The organism is Wohlfahrtiimonas populi (assembly GCF_002006795.1).
Lineage (GTDB): Bacteria > Pseudomonadota > Gammaproteobacteria > Cardiobacteriales > Wohlfahrtiimonadaceae > Wohlfahrtiimonas > Wohlfahrtiimonas populi.
This window is the reverse complement of record NZ_MVDN01000002.1, coordinates 203,484-219,750: the sequence shown is the minus strand read 5'-3', so window position 1 is coordinate 219,750 and position 16,267 is coordinate 203,484. Positions and strand designations below refer to the sequence as shown.

Genomic DNA, 16,267 nt, shown 5'->3' with positions numbered 1-16,267 from the left:
ATTAAAAACAATTACCGATTATCCCAAGAATAAAATCTTTAATCCATCACGATTTTAAATTTTTTGATAATATGTTTTGTTGTAAAATAGAAAATCTGTATCATTTGCACAACAATTGTAGGCGCTTTTCATGAAAGAACATTTAAAATCAATAGGGTTATGGGGAATGCTCACCATGGGAGCTTGTGGTCCTATTGCAATGTCTGAGGAAGGAAGCGTAGCTTTAAACAGTTTAATCGAGCAATCTGAAACGCCTGAACAGCGTTTGCGTAATACTGTATTTATTGGTGATTGGTTCATTGAGCAAAATGATAACTATGCTGCGCGTGAATATTATGATCGTGCCATCAATGAATATACTGGCGTAAGAACGAATAAAGAGTATTTAGAATTACTCTTAAAAGTTGCCAATTTAGAAAAAGATAAACTAGCAGCCCGTACAATTCTGACAGAAGCCAAAATGTTGGTGGAAAATGATCCCAAAAATGAATTGATCTATGCAGATGTTTTAGAAGCCTTAGTTTGGACATATGACATTCAAAATAAAGATGTACAAACAGTCACAAGTTTATTAGAAAGTGCAATCGCTATTCGTAAGAAATATCCTTTTACAGCCGATTATAGTGCAACATTACGTGTATTGGCTTGGACTTATGAAACTCGAGGTTTATCAAGCCAAGCAGAATATTATTACAATTATGCTTTAAATAGTGATTTGAAATACCTTGGTTTTGGCGATATTCGTACTGTATTAGCGATGGAAAATTTAGCGCTATTTTATATGGACTTCAATGAACTTGAGAAAGCTAAACGTATTTTAGATCAAAAGTATGAATTGCATATTACAACGCAGCCGATTGACTATTATAACTTAGCAAGAACGGAATCAATGCTTGGTTGGGTATTGTTACAAATGGATAGAGCAAATGAGGCAGAAGCGATTTATCTCAGTGCTTTGAAAAATGTGAATCAGAGTTTAACGAAATCACCTGAGCAATTGCACTATTTCTCATTGTCTGCACTGTTTGATTTAATCTATTTTTATGTGACGCAAAATAATTTTGAGAAAGCGCTAGAATATTACGAGCAAGCACAAACTGTGGTTGCGCAAACAGATGGTTTAGGTTTAAAAGAATATGTTGGGGCGCTTGGGCAAAGTGGCATGGAAGAGTTAGCTTCCAGTTATGCTTGGGCGATTCATGCGCAATACAATAGCATTCAGCGCTTACATGAGTATATGAATAACAGGAATAACAAGTAGATTATGGCTATTTATGCTATAGGCGACTTACATGGTTGCTATCGTGAATTTAAAAAGTTATTGGAAAAAATTAATTTTGATCATGATAAAGATAAGCTTTATCTTGTGGGCGATTTGATTAATCGTGGGCCAAAATCCGAGAAAGTTTTATCATATTTAATGGATCATAAAGAATCCATATTCCCTGTGTTAGGGAATCATGATTTAGCATTCTTAGTTTTTCAAGCAGGTTTAATTCGTTTAAAGCGCTTTGATACTTATGATGAAATTTTGAAAAGTGAGCGTGTGAATGAGTATATACAATTCATTCGTGAACAACCTTTGATGCGCCATATCCCAGAATTGGATATTGCAATTTGCCATGCAGGCTTATATCCCAATTGGACGATTCCACAAGCATTGAGTTTAGCAAAAGAAGCAGAAGAAGTTTTGCAGGATGATGAACAATATGCTGAGTTTTTACCAAGGATGTTCGGTAATTATCCAAATAACTGGCAGGAAGATTTCACAGGTGTTGATCGTATTCGTGCCATCGTTAATATTCTAACGAGAATGCGTTACTTGCATGATGATGTCAGTTTAGATTTTGATGCAAAAACCCCTATGAAAGAAACTGTAGGATTGACGCCATGGTTTCGTTTTCCTAATTGCTTTAAGAACACTCAGGTTATTTTTGGTCATTGGGGATCACTCGGACTGCATAATGAAAATAATACAATGTGTATTGATACAGGTTGTGCTTGGGGTGGAAAGCTCACAGCATTACGACTAGATTCTAATCCACAAGAGATCATTCAAAAGAAGCGTAAGAAGGAAGATTAAAAGTATTTAGGTTCTCAAAGAGAATAAAAAAGCAGATCGATGATCTGCTTTTTGCATTTATAGGCGTTTTAAAGTTGATTTCATTGGCGCACTATCTTTAATTGTTGCAGCAGCAGGGCAATGAGTATCCACAAATTCCATGAGTTGTTTGAGCTTTTCTTCAGAAGCATCTGAATCAATTTGATATATAGTATGAATATCACTAAAGCCAATATCAAATTCAGGATCACCTTGGTAACCACGTGAATCAAAATCACCTTCCACAATGATTTCTAGTGAGCGATAGTCAATACCCATTTTCTTTGCAGTCACTTTGGCCACAATGGATTTACAAGCGCCGATTGCACCTAATAAACCTTCCAATGGCGTCATGCCCGCATTATTGCTAATTGGCGATGGCTCATCAAAATAGAGTGCATGATCGCGGGCTGTAACTTCCACTTGGAATTTATCTGTAATAATGGATTTTGCGCGATAAACTTTAGTTGGTGATTGTGACATTTTCTCCCCCAATGATATTCAAAATATAAACTTCGCTCTGTGGGAGCGAGATATGATCATAGGATATCCAATCAAATTGGTCTATAGAGAACCTGTTTGTTTTTGCCCATTTGTTGGATTAGCTGAGTTTGGCAATGATCAGAGCAGCCACCACAACCAGAATGATCACTGAAAGTGCTGCAGGTTAAAGTGAGCTTTTCGATAACATTTTTCTGCACCCAAATTTCCACCATATTTTCCATGGCAGATTCAGGTACTTGGAAGTGCATTGCCAATTGTGGCAATGTCACTTCTTTATGTTGAATAATGTAATCCTTAATATTGATTAAAATCATTGGCAGCAATGCTTATCAGAACTATTTTTCACGTGGCTTTGCGCAATAATGGATTGGCTTTGGGAGAAAATATCCATTTTGCCCATCCAGCGCAATAACATAAATAAGCCAAATAAAGCCAAACCTAAAACAATGAGCCAAATAATTGCTGTGCTGGAGCCTAATGAGAGCAAATGTGCTTGGTAATAAGCTGTTGCTAGAATCCAGCCAATGATGAATGTCCAACTTGCCACTAAAACTGTCCATTTTGTGCCTGCTTCGCGATAAACAGAGCCTAATGCTGCAACACAAGGTGTATATAACAAAATAAAGATTAAATAGGAGATCACAGCTGCATCTGATGTGAAGTAGTTTTGAATTTTAGTCACAGTTACATCATCCACTTCATTGGCTTCTTGCACGGCAGAAATATCACCATCAGCCGTTTGCTCATTGATTTTTAAAGGATCAATTAATAATGCAGGAATTTGTGCTAAATTTTCTGGAATCGTTGCAAAGGCTTCTTTTACTTTATCCCAGAAGTTAAAATCTTCATCTTTACTGCCTTCTGAATAGAGAGCATTCAATGTGCCAATTACAGATTCTTTAGCGAAAATACCTGTGAAAACACCAACAGTTGCAGGCCAGTTTTCTTCTGTGATGCCCATTGGTTCAAATGCTGGCGTAATCGTTTTACCAATGCTGGATAATACAGATTTATCAGTATCTGCATTGCCAAAACTGCCATCTGTACCAATATTGTTTAAAATGCCAAGAATCGCAACGACGAGGATAATTGCTTTACCTGCTTTATAAATAAAGCTTTTCAAACGTTCCCAAGTGGAGAGCAATGTGCCTTTCAATGTGGGTAAATGATAAGCGGGTAATTCCATAATGAATGGCGTATTTGGCCCTTTTAATATGGAAAATTTTAATGCGAAGCCTGTCAAAATTGCCACAACAATACCGAGCAAATAGAGTAAATAAACAATTAAACCCACATTATCAGGGAAGAAAATCGCAGCAAACAGTGCATAAACAGGCAAGCGAGCACCACAAGACATGAAAGGAATCATCATGATGGACATTAAGCGATCACGGTGATTTTCTAATGTACGTGTGCCCATAATGGCAGGGATGTTACAACCAAATCCCACTAACATTGGTACAAATGCTTTGCCGGGTAAACCTATGGATCGCATGCCGCGATCAACCACCATTGCAGCTCGTGCCATATAACCTGAATCCTCTAGTACAGATAAGCATAGAAACATCATGGCTAATACAGGAATGAATGTAGCAACAGTTTTAATCCCTTCGCCGATACCGTTGGCTAAAAAGGCTGTGAGCCATTCAGGCGCATTGATATTACCCAATAAATGGGCTAAGCCATCCACAAAGATTGCGCCAAACAGTATGTCAAAGAAATCAATGAATGCAGAGCCAATGTTGATGGCAATGGCGAACATTAAAAACATCACTAAAAGGAAAATAGGAATCCCTGTGATTCTGCCTAAAGCCCAACGATCAATTTTATAAGTGAGTTGTGAGCTTGCAATGCCAACAGTTTTAATCACTTCTTTCGAGAGTTGATCAATGGCTTCATAACGAGAGCTTGCTAAAGCAATGTCTAATTCACTATCAGCAAGTTGTGCAATCTCTTTGCGTGATGTTTCTAGCGCTGCAAGATCAGCAGGTGTGAATTTTTCACTGACATAATCACCTTTGATGGCTTCAATCAATAACCAACCATTCATTTGGTTCAAAATGCTGTGCTCAGAAACTGTTTCTAACTGTGTTTCGATGATATTGGTAATGACAGGATCTAAAGTTTTATGTGGCTGATGATCTAAATATAATTTGGGATCATACGCAGCGATCACTTTTTTGAGTTCTTGAATCCCTTCATTTTTACTGGCGCTGATGGCGCCAACAGGGCAATGCAAAGTTTCTTGTAATAACGCATGATAAATCTCATAGCCTTCAAGCTTTGCGACATCCATCATGTTTAAAACGATGATCATTGGGCGCTTAAGATCTAATAATTGGAATGTGAGATATAAGCAGCGCTGTAGATTGGATGCATCGATTACATTCACAATGATGCTATCGTTATTATCTAATAAATAATGGCGAACAATGAGTTCATCTTGCGATGTATTGGTGAAGCTATTTTCAAATGAATATGTGCCAGGAAGATCAACGACCGTGATTTCTTTATTCTCAACGTTGAATTTACCTGTTTTCTTATCAACAGTAACGCCTGGCCAGTTGGCTACTTTTTGATTGCTGCCTGTCAATGCATTGAATAAAGTAGTTTTACCACAGTTGGGATTACCTAAAAGTGCAATGGTTTTGGTTTGCATGATTAATCCTCGAGTTCTACTTGAATGCTGGCAGCTTCGGTTTTTCTTAAGCACAATTGAAAGCCACGAATCGTGATTTGAATAGGATCACCCAATGGTGCTGCACGCACGATACTTACTTTGCAACCAGGTGTAATACCCATTGCTAAAAGCTTATTGCGATAATTAGCATTGGTTGTGTTCAATTTGGTGATGAGTGCTATTTGGTTGATGGCTAATTGATCTAAAGTCGTGGTTGCCATGGTTTTATACTCAATTGGTTATAATGTATACATAATATCATTCTTGATAATGATTATTACTAGCACATGATTATTTATGATTTATGTCAAAAATGAGATCTATAGCCTATAATTATGCAGTCGAATATTGATGACACTATTTATGAATTGCAGGTTATAATTAGCAACTAAATTTATTCTTGGCAGCAACGTCAATAAAGGAGAAAGCGTGATCACAGGATTTATCCTTCATAATGGGCGTTTACAACAAATTAAAATCGAAGAGCAAAAAGACATCATTAAAGAGATGATCTGGATTGATTTAATCGATCCCACAGAAGAAGAGCGTTTGTTAGTAGAAAATCATTACAAATTTGAATTGCCTGAAAAGGCAGAGATTAAAGATATCGAAGCATCAGCACGATTCTATGAAGATGATGATGGTATTCACATTCATAGTTTCTTTTTGAATGACTTTGAAGACAGTGCAACGAATGTCACCGTAGCATTCTCAATCTTCGCTGGTTGTTTATTTACGATCCGCGATGAAGATTTAAGTTCATTCCGTTTGTATCGTTTGCGTGCACGTCATCCAACCGTAAATGATATGGATAATGTCGTTAACGCAATGGATATCTTAGTAGGATTGCATGAAACAGCAGTAGAACACGTGGCAGATGCGCTTGAAGGCATTTATTCGCGCTTAGAACATGTGAGTCGAGATGTTTTGGATTATACAAAACAAAGCAGTGGCGGTGATAATGCTTCAAGTTCTGAATTGAAGAAGCTGAAGAAAGAAATCAAACAAGAGATGAAAGAAGCAGAACAAGAATCTAAAGCCAAAATGGGCGAAATTCTTGTATGTATTGCAAGAGAAGAAGATATTAATGGTAAAGCACGTTTATCTTTGATGGATACGCGCCGTTCATTATCATTCTTGGTGCGCGGTCGTTTATTAAATGATGCACAGAATGAAGATGTGCGTGAAATTCTCCGAGATTTAGAATCGTTGACAGGCCATACATCGTTCCTCTTTGATAAGATCAACTTCTTATTGGAAGCGGCAATGGGCCAAATTTCATTGGAACAAAGTAGAATCATCAAAATATTCTCCATTGCTTCTGTGGTGTTTTTGCCGCCAACATTGATCGCAAGTATTTACGGTATGAACTTCTCAGTAATGCCAGAATTGAATTTCCCATATTCATATCCGCTATCGATTGCAGGTATGTTCTTATCAGGCATCGCACCATATTTACTCTTTAAGAAAAAGGGTTGGTTGTAATATTAAGTTACAAATAAAAATCTCGCCAAAAGGCGAGATTTTTTGTTGATTAGTATGGCGCCATTATTGGTTCAAAAGTCATATCATTCATATCTAATAAACATTTGATGTCAGTAAGATCAGTATTTGTTTTGGAAACACGAAGTTTACCTGCCATTATTTTGCCAAATTCCGCCCAAATCATGCGACCATTCAACGTATCATAATCTGCCCAATCCCAATCATCTGTGGCAATAATACTATGACTTGGGAGATGTTCTAGGGTATATGCAAAATATTTCTTTCCACCATCAGAACGTACTGAGTCATAAGGAATTTTTGTCATTGTGAATTGCCACTGTAAATCAATATTTTTTTGAAAAATACTACCTTCATCCCATGGCTTCAGACTAAGACAATTCCATCCGTTCTTTTTTAAGTGGGCGGCTAAGATAGAAATATTGTGAAGAGGATTATCATTGGTAGGCTGCTTGTTAATGATAAAATTTTTAGACTGAATGTCTTTAGCTTCTATTGGATATATAGATAATGAAACATTTTGGTCATCATGAAAATATCCACCGCCACCATATGTCGTTTCGTTTTCAAAATAGTGTAATGCTTTGAGATATGGTGTTCTAGCTATGACTGTATATGCATGATGCTTATAAGCAAAATAAATCCAATGTTGACCATCAGGTGAAATGTCACATTTTTCTATGTATATTTTGCCTTTTAGCCATTGCCCTTGGGTGAATTTATCAGACTTTAAATTCCATCCAACAGTAAGGTTCTGTTCTGCAGGACCAGTTCGGATAATTATTGCTTGGTTGCTTTGAGGAGATATTAGTACATAAATTCTTGCGGAAGGTACCACATTTATTGCACTCATGCTATTCCATAATTGGAAACAAAATCGCTAAGCCATTGCGCATTTCGCCAGCGATTACGCTATAAGTTCTACATGCTGAATCTGTGCGCATGGTTTCAATGCCCACACCTTTTGCATAAAAATAAGCAACTTGCTCAGGCTTTAAGAAAAAGTGCGAAGAACCTGTGCCAATCAAAATCATTTCAGGCTTTAAAGATAACCATTTGCGAAAATGTGTTTCTGTAATCTCATCAAAGTTTGCAGGCATAATGTCTGTATAAACTTTGCCTTTATAAAGGGCGATTGCACCTTCATAAGTTTCACCATTGATAAGCGTAAATTCATTCACATCATATTTTTTAACAGCTAAAAAGCCATCATCTTCTTTACGAAGATTCGATGTGCCAATGTGTTGAGATTCATCATTCTGTGACATTATTTTCCTTCTTTTTTCTGCAATGTTGTGTGAATGAGGTTTAAAAACTCTTCAGCACTTGTAATGTTCAATGTATCTTCTGCCGATAATGTAATGCCATGTTTTGCTGCAATTGCATCATAACGAACAATGCGATGCGCCACTAAGTGTGGGAATACCCAAACAGCAAAATGATCAGGATTGATTTCAGCCCAAGAAGATAAGCTTTGTTCTTCACAATAATTTTTAATCGCATTGTGTAAGAAGTCTGCTTGATAATAGAGCGGCTTTGGATATTTTTGCGCACGCTCAATCAATGTGGACATCATGCCATCAGTTGCTTTTAAATAAACCAATAAGCATTCATCAGCAACATCTTGAATCACTTCAGGCGCATCCAATTCACATACGCTGCCACTAAAGTCACAAATAAAATTAGGATAACCATAAATATTTGTCGCACGATTAATGAAAGCTTTTGTATCTTCCATTGCTTTGATTTCTGCTGTGCGATGCGCTTGTAAGCGTGCTAAAAATTCATCTAAAGGTAATCCTCCTTTATCCAATGCGCCCACCATGCCAATAAACATAGAAATGGCACTTAAATTATCGAAAGTAACATTGGGTGAAATAAAAATTGAATCGTTTCTCAATAATTTAGCCAATGCTGGGCTTTTCATCGCTTCAATTTTTAATAAATCTGTAATTTCTTCATGCAAGTATCGCGTACCAATTCGGTAATCAATCGAATAATGGAACCATTCATTTTTAGGTAATAGATTGGATAACGTTGTTTTGCCAACACCGCTCATTCCCATAAGTGCGATGCGTTGATTGTTTTGCTCTAAAAAATTATACGATTGCATGGTCTTTATCAGCTGAAAGAAATAAGAAGAAAAACATTATAGCCAATTCAATATAAATTTATATATGTATTGCATTTAAGGAATTGGATTAGGGTGCTATAATTACAAAATTTGTGACATTTTGATGATAGGCACTTTAGGCGAGCGATGATTGAATTAAAGAATATCGAATATGGTTATGGTAATCATATTGTATTAAAGAATATTAATCTAATGGCGAAGAAGGGCAGTGTGTTAGTACTTCTTGGTCCAAGTGGTGCGGGTAAAAGCTCTTTAGTGCGCATTATGAATTTATTAGAAATGCCAAAAGTTGGCGGGTTATCCATTGCTGATTTTAACTTTGATTTTACAAAGAAAATTGCAGATGATGATATTCGTTCATTGCGCCAAAAAGTTGGCATGGTATTTCAGCAATATCATCTTTGGCCACACAAAACTGTGATGGAAAACTTGATTTATGCACCAACACAGCTCAATAAGATGAGCAAGGCAGAAGCGATTGTACAAGCAGATAAAATGCTAGATCGGTTGAAATTATCAGGTTTAGGTGAGCGTTTTCCATTGAAATTATCAGGTGGACAACAACAACGTGTTGCAATTGCACGTGCATTGATGATGTCACCAGAAGTTTTATTGTTTGATGAGCCAACTGCTGCATTAGATCCAGAAATTACTTCACAAGTTGCAGAAATCATTAATGAATTATCAACGACAGGAATTACACAAGTTGTGGTGACTCATGATGTTGATTTTGCAAAAAAAATTGCAACTGATATTGTATATTTAGAAAATGGTCAAACGGTAGAAGTAGGGAGCCGTGATCATTTTGACAATCCTGTAACACAAGAGTTCAAAGATTATTTATCCCATTAAAAAATACTGAAGGAAAGAGATATGAAAAAGTTGAAAGTTTTCCTAACGCTCGCAAGTTTATGTGTTGGCGGTATGGCATTTGCAAAAGAAGATACGATTCGTTTTGGTACAAATCCTGAGTATCCACCATTTGAATTCAAAACAGAATCAGGTGAAGTTACTGGTTTCGATATTGATGTTGCAAACGCAATTTGTGCAGAATTACAAAAGAAATGTGTGTATGTTGCTCAAAGCTTTGACTCATTGATTCCAAACTTACGTTTGAAGCGTTTTGATGCAATCATCTCTTCAATGGATATCACAGAAGAGCGCCAAAAGCACGTAACTTTCTCTGATCCTTACTATTTGAATCCATCTGTATTTGTTGCAATGGCAGGTCAGTTCAAATCAGCAGATGATTTCAAAACTAAAGACATCGGCGTTTTGAATGGTTCAACACATCAGCAATACATTAAGAGCAAATTTACAGATGCTAACATCAAAAATTACCCACAATATCCTAACGCAATGAGCGATTTGGAAATTGGCCGTGTAAACGTTGTATTCGGTGATGAAGTTGTTGTAGCTGAATTCATTAAGCGTAATGACAAATTGGAAATTGTTGGCGAGCAAGTGAATGATCCTGAATACTTTGGTAATGGCTTAGCGATTGCTGTATTGCCAAAAAATACAGAATTGTTGGCAGAAATTAATGGTGCATTGAAGAAAATTAAAGAAGATGGCCGTTATCAAACAATTTATGAGAAATGGTTCAAGTAGTTCTTTTTTAATTAATAGTTAGGCACATTCATGCTCGATTCGTTGTTTTCACAAAGTGGTTTTTTTACAAGCTTATTAAAAGGTGCAGTGACTACCTTAGAGCTTTCATTATTATCCTTAGGGATTGGTTTAGTTTTAGCCATAGTTTTAGCTTTATTAGAGTTAAGCCGATGGAAGTTTATTCGTTATCCTGTATCGATTATTGTGAACATCATTCGAGCATTGCCTGAATTATTAGTGATTGTATTCGTAGCATTTGGTGTGCCTTATGGCTTAATGCTATTAATGGATGATGTGCCAGAAATTTCAGTATTTGCTTTGGGTGCTGGCGCATTGTCTTTAATTTTTGCATCGTATGCATCGCAAACATTGCGTGGTGCATTGCAAGCAGTACCAAGGTCACAATGGGAATCGTGTGATGCTTTAGGTATTTCCAAGGTGAGCGCATTTTTCTCCATCATCATGCCACAAATGTGGCGCCATGCATTGCCAGGCTTAGGCAATCAATGGTTAGTATTATTGAAAGATACGGCATTGGTTTATACAATCGGCGTATCAGATTTAATGTCAGCAGGGCAAACAGCTGCAAATGCAACGGGTGATTTCTTCACTTGGTTGATCATTGCTTCATTGATCTATTTATCCATCAGTTTATTAAGCCAACAGATTCAAAAAGGGTTCCAGCTCTTTTTAACGCGTCACGAAAGAGCATAAGGGGATAACATGAAAGAAGATGTTTTATTCATCATGGGCGGAATCCCAGTCAGTTTAGGCGTAACATTCGCATCATTGATTATTGGTTTCATTTTAGCTTTGGTATTAGTTGTAGGATTAATTTATAAAGAGAAGAAAAATCCTTTAGCTTATTTAATCAAAGCTTTAGTTATTTTCTTAACTGGTACGCCATTATTCATTCAGATTTTCTTGGTTTACTATGCACCAAAGCAATTTGAATTTTTGCGTGGTACTTGGTTTGATCATGCTTGGTTTTGTGCAGTATTTGCATTGGCACTAAATTCAGCAGCTTATACAGTGCAATTATTCCATGGCGCGATTATGAACATTGCACCAGGTTTATGGCAAGCATCTGCGGCATTGGGCTTAAAGCGCTTTCAAGTGGTAAAAATGATGTTCTCATTGGCATTGCGTAGAGCATTGCCAAGTTATTCTAATGAAGTGGTTCTGCTATCTAAAGGTTCTGCATTAGTTTCTACCATTACTTTGATGGATATTATGGGTAGAACAATGGAAATCACAGGCAGAACATATGATTACTTAACTTACTATGCTGTTGCAGGCGCAGTTTATTTAGTAATCAATGGTATTTTGATTTTGGGTTCTAAGTTAGTTGAGCGTAAGCTCATGGCTTTTGAAGCTGTATGAGTTTACTGAGTCAATTCGAAGAAACTTTATACTATCAAGAAGGATTGCAGCCACTGACGTTGCAATCTTATTTATCAGATCTACAAAAATTAGAATCATACCTAGCTGAGCAAGATGCTCAGCTAGAGCAAGCTGATACAGAAATATTACAAGAATATATTCAGCTGAAACTCTCTGAGAAAATTAGCCCACGCAGCATTGCGCGCTTTGTTTCCGCCTTTAAGCATTTTTATGATTTTCTGATTGTGTCACAAATCCGAGAAGATAATCCTGCACGTAAACTCATTGTGCCAAAATTTACCGCAACATTGCCTGAATCATTGAGTGAAGATGATGTAGAAGCATTATTGAATAGCCATGATTTGGCAACGCCATTGGGATTGCGTGATCGAGCCATGATGGAATTATTGTATTCCTGTGGTTTACGTGTGACTGAATTAATCTCTTTAACAATGTCACAAGTTAATTTACAAGCTGGCGTTGTGCGCTTAGTGGGCAAAGGTAACAAAGAGCGATTAGTGCCAATTGGCGAAGTAGGCATTGAATGGCTAGAGAAATATTTAGATGGAGCACGCGGCGAGTTATCTAAAGGTAATAGCACAGAATGGCTGTTTTTATCCAATCGTGGCGATACGATGACACGCCAAGCATTTTGGTATGTGATCAAAAAAACAGCCCAAAGAGTTGGTATTTCGTCTACAATATCTCCGCATACATTAAGACATGCATTTGCAACACATTTAGTAAATCATGGGGCTGATTTGCGTGTTGTACAATTATTATTAGGACATTCAAGTTTATCAACTACGCAAATTTATACTCATATTGCAAAAGAGCGCTTGAAATCAATCCACCAAGAGCATCATCCACGAGGATGATTGAGAAAGAGGTAAGTATGAAAAAAATTGCAGTTGCATTGGGATTTATGTTGGCAACAACTAGTATTTCAGTGGCAAAAACAGATTTATCCCACATTGAGTCTATTCTAGGTGGAATGAAAGTAGAAAAAGTATCTCCAAGTGGTGTAAAAGGTATCAATGAGTTATACATTGAAGGTGTGAATTTACCTTTGTATTTATCTGAAGATGGTCGTTATTTGTTTGAAGGTCAAATCACAGATTTAGTAGATCGTGTAAATTTAACAGAAAATCGTCAGAATAAAATCCGCACGATGGCATTAGAAAAAATGAATCCTAAGGATATGATCATTTACTCACCAGAAGGTGCTAAAAAACATACGATCACTGTATTTACAGATGTGAACTGTCCATATTGCAAAAAATTGCATGATGATATTCCAAAATACCTAAAAGAAGGTGTTGAAGTGCGTTATATGGCATTCCCTGCGATTGCGACAAAAGAGCGTATGGAAAGTGTTTGGTGTGCAAAAGATCCTAAAGCAGCAGTGGATGCAGCTATGAGCAAACGCCAAGTGGATGCTAAAGTAAAATGTGAAGGCGAAAGCCCAGTAGAAGCGCAATATCAATTGGGTATTTCTTTTGGCATCACAGGCACGCCAAATATCATTTTAGAAAATGGTCAAATGATTGGTGGTTATGTTCCAGCTGAAGAGTTACTTAACTTGATTAAAAGTGGCAAATAACTTTCAGGGATTATTTTTCTCTAAGAAAAGCATAACAACAGATGATAAAAAAGAGATAACAATCGTTATCTCTTTTTTTGCACTTGAATATTGTAGTTGCAGTTTATAAAGAAGCTCATTTAGTGGCAGAAGTTTCTACCCTAATAAGCATTAATGAAAATTTGCGAACAATGGGCAAAAGTATCAATACAGATGGGAAAGCAATAGCCCAAGAAATCATCCACGAAGCGCACCAAGTATTGATATGGAAATCAGCGAAGCCAACGCTTCTCAAAACGCTGATGCATGAAACGATGCAGGACATCGTGAATGATAAGAAAAGAGGTACCAAAAGGTGCATGGCTTTTGGTGGTAATTTGTAACGATTGAATCGTGAATCTGACATAGATTTCTCCATAGTTTCTATAAAGTAGAATGCATTGAGTAACGTTAATGCTTACGGAAAAATCTTATAACTAATTACTCATGGTTTGGAGCAATAGCTTGGTAAGCTTTTTCAATTTCTAAGTTTGCCTGATTAATGATAGCAACAATTTTGTTTAATTGATCTTGAGAGATCTGATCCTGACGAATTTGGTGGCGCATTAGCATTTTAAAGCGGCGAATGGCATCTTCCAATTCGTTAGAAATGTGAACATTATCTTGAGCATGTTGCGTTGATACTAAACGCTCTTTGATCAATGTAATTTTTGCTTCATGTTGCTGTAGATGTTCTAAGCCTAATGGTGTAATCATATATACTTTTCGATTAGTTTCATTTGCATCTTGTACAATCAATTCCTGATCTTCTAGCATAGATAACGTTGGATAAAGCACACCAGGGCTTGGTTCATATAAACCAGATGTTAAGTCATTGATTGACTTAATTAACTCATAACCATGAGAATTTTTGGTTTTGAGTTGAAGCAATAATAGTAGTTGTAGATCACCACGTTCAAATAAGCGTTTTAATCGTTTACCACCACGATGTTCTTCATGATGGCGATGTTGCCCATGTGAACAGTGTTTATCATGATTCCCATGTTGCTCATGTGAGTAATGATCTTTATGATGATGTTTCATAATTATCTCCTTTTAATTTATTCAGATATATCTGTATGTATATCTTGAGAGCAATTAAAACATAAATTTATTCGGTTGTAAAATATTTAGATATATCTAAAAATATTTTAAGATTGAATTTATTTTAACCAATTGAAAATTAATAAAATTATTTTTTGTGAATTCTTCGAGATTGCTTAAATGATCACTTATCTCTAATATTATCGAAACAATTTGTGATAAAGGCACTGTGCTATGAATTTATATTATGCTTTGATTGATACGCCAATTGGGCAAGTGGTTGCTTGCGATGCATTTGGTAAATTGTGTGCATTAGAGTTTGTGGATGATGCTTTATCAGAAGTTGTGGAGTCTGTTGGCAAAGCTGCAAAATTAAAGCCAAAAGCTGAGGAAACAGCGGTATTGGCACAAACTCGAAAAGAGCTCACAGAGTATTTTAATAAAGAGCGTAAAGAGTTTACGATGGAATTATTGATGCTTGGCACAGAGTTTCAGCAATCTGTTTGGAATGCATTGCTCACAATTCCTTATGGCCGAACCATTAGCTATAAAGATGAATCTATTCAATTGGGCAATGAAAAAGCGATCCGTGCAGTTTCTAGTGCCAATGGTAAGAACAAGATAGGTATTATTGTGCCATGTCATCGTGTGATCGGCAGTGATGGTTCATTAACAGGATATGCTGGCGGCTTGCACCGCAAGCAATATCTATTAAATTTGGAAAGTGATCAAGATTTATTGATTTGATCGTACAGTTTCAAAGGCTTGGTTAATGGTTTTAACATTGCATTCTAGAATGCCAATGTAAGAATCACATGCTTTGCCAAAGTCTAAAATTGTGTCAGAGATTAATTGCCCACCATTCACAATATTATAATCATTCACAACCGTTGTAATGAAACGGTTTTGCTCCATAGATTCCGCAAAAATAACAGGAATTTGATTATCATTGATCAATGTTTTAATGCCAGCGAATGTTTTAACTGAAGGCTCGCTGATACTGTGAGCATCTAAAATAGGGAAGAACTGCATAGGATAACGTTCTGTGAAATATCTGAAGCTATCGTGCAATACAATGCCTTTTAGCGGTTGGCTTGGGTTGTTTTGTAACTTTTCCATGATGTTATTATCTAAATCACGTAACTGCTGGCTATATGTCTCAAAATTCTTCTCGTAGAAAGCTTTATTGTCAGGATCTTTGGCAATGAACGCTTGAGTAATATTTTCAGCCATGATGATACCATTCAATGGATTTTGCCAAATGTGTGGATCAACATCACCATGATCATGTCCGTGATCGTTGTGGTTTTCTTCATCGTGATTATGGTCATGATCATCTTCCAAATGAATAACATTTACACCTTTGCTGACAGTGATAATTTCGCCTTTGAAATTGGCTTGTTGAGTAGCACGATTGAGCCAGTTTTCAAAATTTAGCCCATTCACAATTAATAAGTCGGCTTTGTACAAATTTTGGATATCAGAGAATGATGGATCATAACCATGGGGATCCTGGTTGCGCTTCACCATAGATGTGATTTTAACTTTATCTTTGCCAATGTTGTGCGCAATATCTTCTAGTATGGAAAATGATGTCACAACATTCAATTCAGCTAATGCAGACGCTGCTAAGCTAGATGCGATAACAAAGGAGAGTAAAAGCTTTTTCATGCAGAATTCCTTGTG

At 36.6% G+C, this 16,267-nt stretch carries 20 protein-coding genes; 10 read left to right on the top strand and 10 right to left on the bottom strand.

Going from position 1 to position 16,267, the window contains the following annotated elements:
• Positions 1–130 precede the first annotated feature (130 nt).
• Together BZK16_RS03955 and BZK16_RS03950 are read left to right on the top strand one after the other, a co-directional pair.
• Positions 131–1,261 carry a tetratricopeptide repeat protein gene (locus BZK16_RS03955; protein ID WP_233145184.1) on the top strand — a complete coding sequence of 377 codons (1,131 nt, stop codon included), beginning with the start codon at positions 131–133 and terminating at the stop codon, positions 1,259–1,261.
• A 3-nt stretch (positions 1,262–1,264) separates the two neighbouring features.
• Positions 1,265–2,083, top strand: coding sequence for a symmetrical bis(5'-nucleosyl)-tetraphosphatase (locus BZK16_RS03950; protein ID WP_077927596.1), 819 nt, complete (start codon positions 1,265–1,267; stop codon positions 2,081–2,083).
• 57 nt (positions 2,084–2,140) lie between these two features.
• Here BZK16_RS03950 and BZK16_RS03945 read toward each other — a convergent pair whose 3' ends face one another.
• From BZK16_RS03945 to BZK16_RS03930, 4 genes are all read right to left on the bottom strand, one after another.
• Positions 2,141–2,584 carry an OsmC family protein gene (locus BZK16_RS03945; RefSeq protein ID WP_077927595.1) on the bottom strand — a complete coding sequence of 148 codons (444 nt, stop codon included), beginning with the start codon at positions 2,582–2,584 and terminating at the stop codon, positions 2,141–2,143.
• Positions 2,585–2,655: 71 nt separating this feature from the next.
• The gene (locus tag BZK16_RS03940; RefSeq protein ID WP_077927594.1) at positions 2,656–2,919 is read right to left on the bottom strand and encodes a FeoC-like transcriptional regulator; all 264 of its coding nucleotides are present in this window, start codon (positions 2,917–2,919) and stop codon (positions 2,656–2,658) included.
• Positions 2,916–5,264 carry a Fe(2+) transporter permease subunit FeoB gene (feoB, locus tag BZK16_RS03935; RefSeq protein ID WP_077927593.1) on the bottom strand — a complete coding sequence of 783 codons (2,349 nt, stop codon included), beginning with the start codon at positions 5,262–5,264 and terminating at the stop codon, positions 2,916–2,918. The genes BZK16_RS03940 and feoB overlap by 4 nt, the downstream gene beginning before the upstream one ends.
• Before the next feature lie 2 nt (positions 5,265–5,266).
• Complete coding sequence (locus BZK16_RS03930; RefSeq protein ID WP_198932431.1) at positions 5,267–5,506, bottom strand: FeoA family protein; 240 nt, start codon at positions 5,504–5,506, stop codon at positions 5,267–5,269.
• 208 nt (positions 5,507–5,714) lie between these two features.
• On the opposite strand from BZK16_RS03930, the gene corA reads away from it, so the two are divergent.
• Entirely contained in the window at positions 5,715–6,770 is a 1,056-nt protein-coding gene (gene corA, locus BZK16_RS03925; RefSeq protein WP_077927592.1) for a magnesium/cobalt transporter CorA, read from the top strand.
• A 49-nt stretch (positions 6,771–6,819) separates the two neighbouring features.
• Here corA and BZK16_RS03920 read toward each other — a convergent pair whose 3' ends face one another.
• Genes BZK16_RS03920 through BZK16_RS03910 form a run of 3 tightly spaced genes read right to left on the bottom strand, consistent with a single transcriptional unit; the run spans position 6,820 to position 8,901 of the window.
• A complete protein-coding gene (locus BZK16_RS03920) occupies positions 6,820–7,641 on the bottom strand; it encodes a hypothetical protein (RefSeq protein WP_077927591.1) in 822 nt (273 codons plus the stop codon).
• Between the two features lies 1 nt (position 7,642).
• On the bottom strand, positions 7,643–8,056 hold the full coding sequence (locus tag BZK16_RS03915) for an Mth938-like domain-containing protein (RefSeq protein WP_077927590.1): 414 nt from the start codon (positions 8,054–8,056) through the stop codon (positions 7,643–7,645).
• Positions 8,056–8,901, bottom strand: a complete 846-nt coding sequence (locus BZK16_RS03910; protein WP_077927589.1) for a DEAD/DEAH box helicase family protein — start codon at positions 8,899–8,901, stop codon at positions 8,056–8,058. Before BZK16_RS03910 ends, BZK16_RS03915 begins: the two co-directional genes overlap by 1 nt.
• A gap of 147 nt (positions 8,902–9,048) precedes the next feature.
• On the opposite strand from BZK16_RS03910, the gene artP reads away from it, so the two are divergent.
• From artP to BZK16_RS03880, 6 genes are read left to right on the top strand one after another with little or no spacing between them, the layout of a single operon-like run.
• Entirely contained in the window at positions 9,049–9,774 is a 726-nt protein-coding gene (gene artP, locus BZK16_RS03905; RefSeq protein WP_077927588.1) for an arginine ABC transporter ATP-binding protein ArtP, read from the top strand.
• Between the two features lie 21 nt (positions 9,775–9,795).
• On the top strand, positions 9,796–10,533 hold the full coding sequence (locus BZK16_RS03900) for a lysine/arginine/ornithine ABC transporter substrate-binding protein (protein WP_077927587.1): 738 nt from the start codon (positions 9,796–9,798) through the stop codon (positions 10,531–10,533).
• Between the two features lie 30 nt (positions 10,534–10,563).
• On the top strand, positions 10,564–11,247 hold the full coding sequence (locus BZK16_RS03895; RefSeq protein ID WP_077927586.1) for an ABC transporter permease subunit: 684 nt from the start codon (positions 10,564–10,566) through the stop codon (positions 11,245–11,247).
• Positions 11,248–11,256: 9 nt separating this feature from the next.
• Entirely contained in the window at positions 11,257–11,916 is a 660-nt protein-coding gene (locus BZK16_RS03890) for an ABC transporter permease subunit (protein WP_077927585.1), read from the top strand.
• Entirely contained in the window at positions 11,913–12,794 is an 882-nt protein-coding gene (gene xerD / locus BZK16_RS03885; protein WP_077927584.1) for a site-specific tyrosine recombinase XerD, read from the top strand. The genes BZK16_RS03890 and xerD overlap by 4 nt, the downstream gene beginning before the upstream one ends.
• Positions 12,795–12,811: 17 nt before the next feature.
• Positions 12,812–13,519 carry a DsbC family protein gene (locus tag BZK16_RS03880; protein ID WP_077927583.1) on the top strand — a complete coding sequence of 236 codons (708 nt, stop codon included), beginning with the start codon at positions 12,812–12,814 and terminating at the stop codon, positions 13,517–13,519.
• A 115-nt stretch (positions 13,520–13,634) separates the two neighbouring features.
• On the opposite strand, the gene BZK16_RS03875 is transcribed toward BZK16_RS03880, so the two are convergent.
• Together BZK16_RS03875 and BZK16_RS03870 are read right to left on the bottom strand one after the other, a co-directional pair.
• Positions 13,635–13,904 carry a DUF2798 domain-containing protein gene (locus BZK16_RS03875; RefSeq protein ID WP_332881362.1) on the bottom strand — a complete coding sequence of 90 codons (270 nt, stop codon included), beginning with the start codon at positions 13,902–13,904 and terminating at the stop codon, positions 13,635–13,637.
• Positions 13,905–13,978: 74 nt separating this feature from the next.
• Positions 13,979–14,581, bottom strand: a complete 603-nt coding sequence (locus tag BZK16_RS03870; protein ID WP_077927581.1) for a PadR family transcriptional regulator — start codon at positions 14,579–14,581, stop codon at positions 13,979–13,981.
• Positions 14,582–14,815: 234 nt separating this feature from the next.
• Here BZK16_RS03870 and BZK16_RS14690 point away from each other — a divergent pair, with 234 nt between their 5' ends.
• Positions 14,816–15,328: a methylated-DNA--[protein]-cysteine S-methyltransferase gene (locus tag BZK16_RS14690; RefSeq protein ID WP_077927580.1), complete on the top strand. Its 513-nt coding sequence runs from the start codon at positions 14,816–14,818 to the stop codon at positions 15,326–15,328.
• On the opposite strand, the gene BZK16_RS03860 is transcribed toward BZK16_RS14690, so the two are convergent.
• The gene (locus BZK16_RS03860; RefSeq protein ID WP_077927579.1) at positions 15,317–16,252 is read right to left on the bottom strand and encodes a metal ABC transporter solute-binding protein, Zn/Mn family; all 936 of its coding nucleotides are present in this window, start codon (positions 16,250–16,252) and stop codon (positions 15,317–15,319) included. The two genes, BZK16_RS14690 and BZK16_RS03860, sit on opposite strands and share 12 nt — an antisense overlap.
• Between the last annotated feature and the right edge of the window lie 15 nt (positions 16,253–16,267).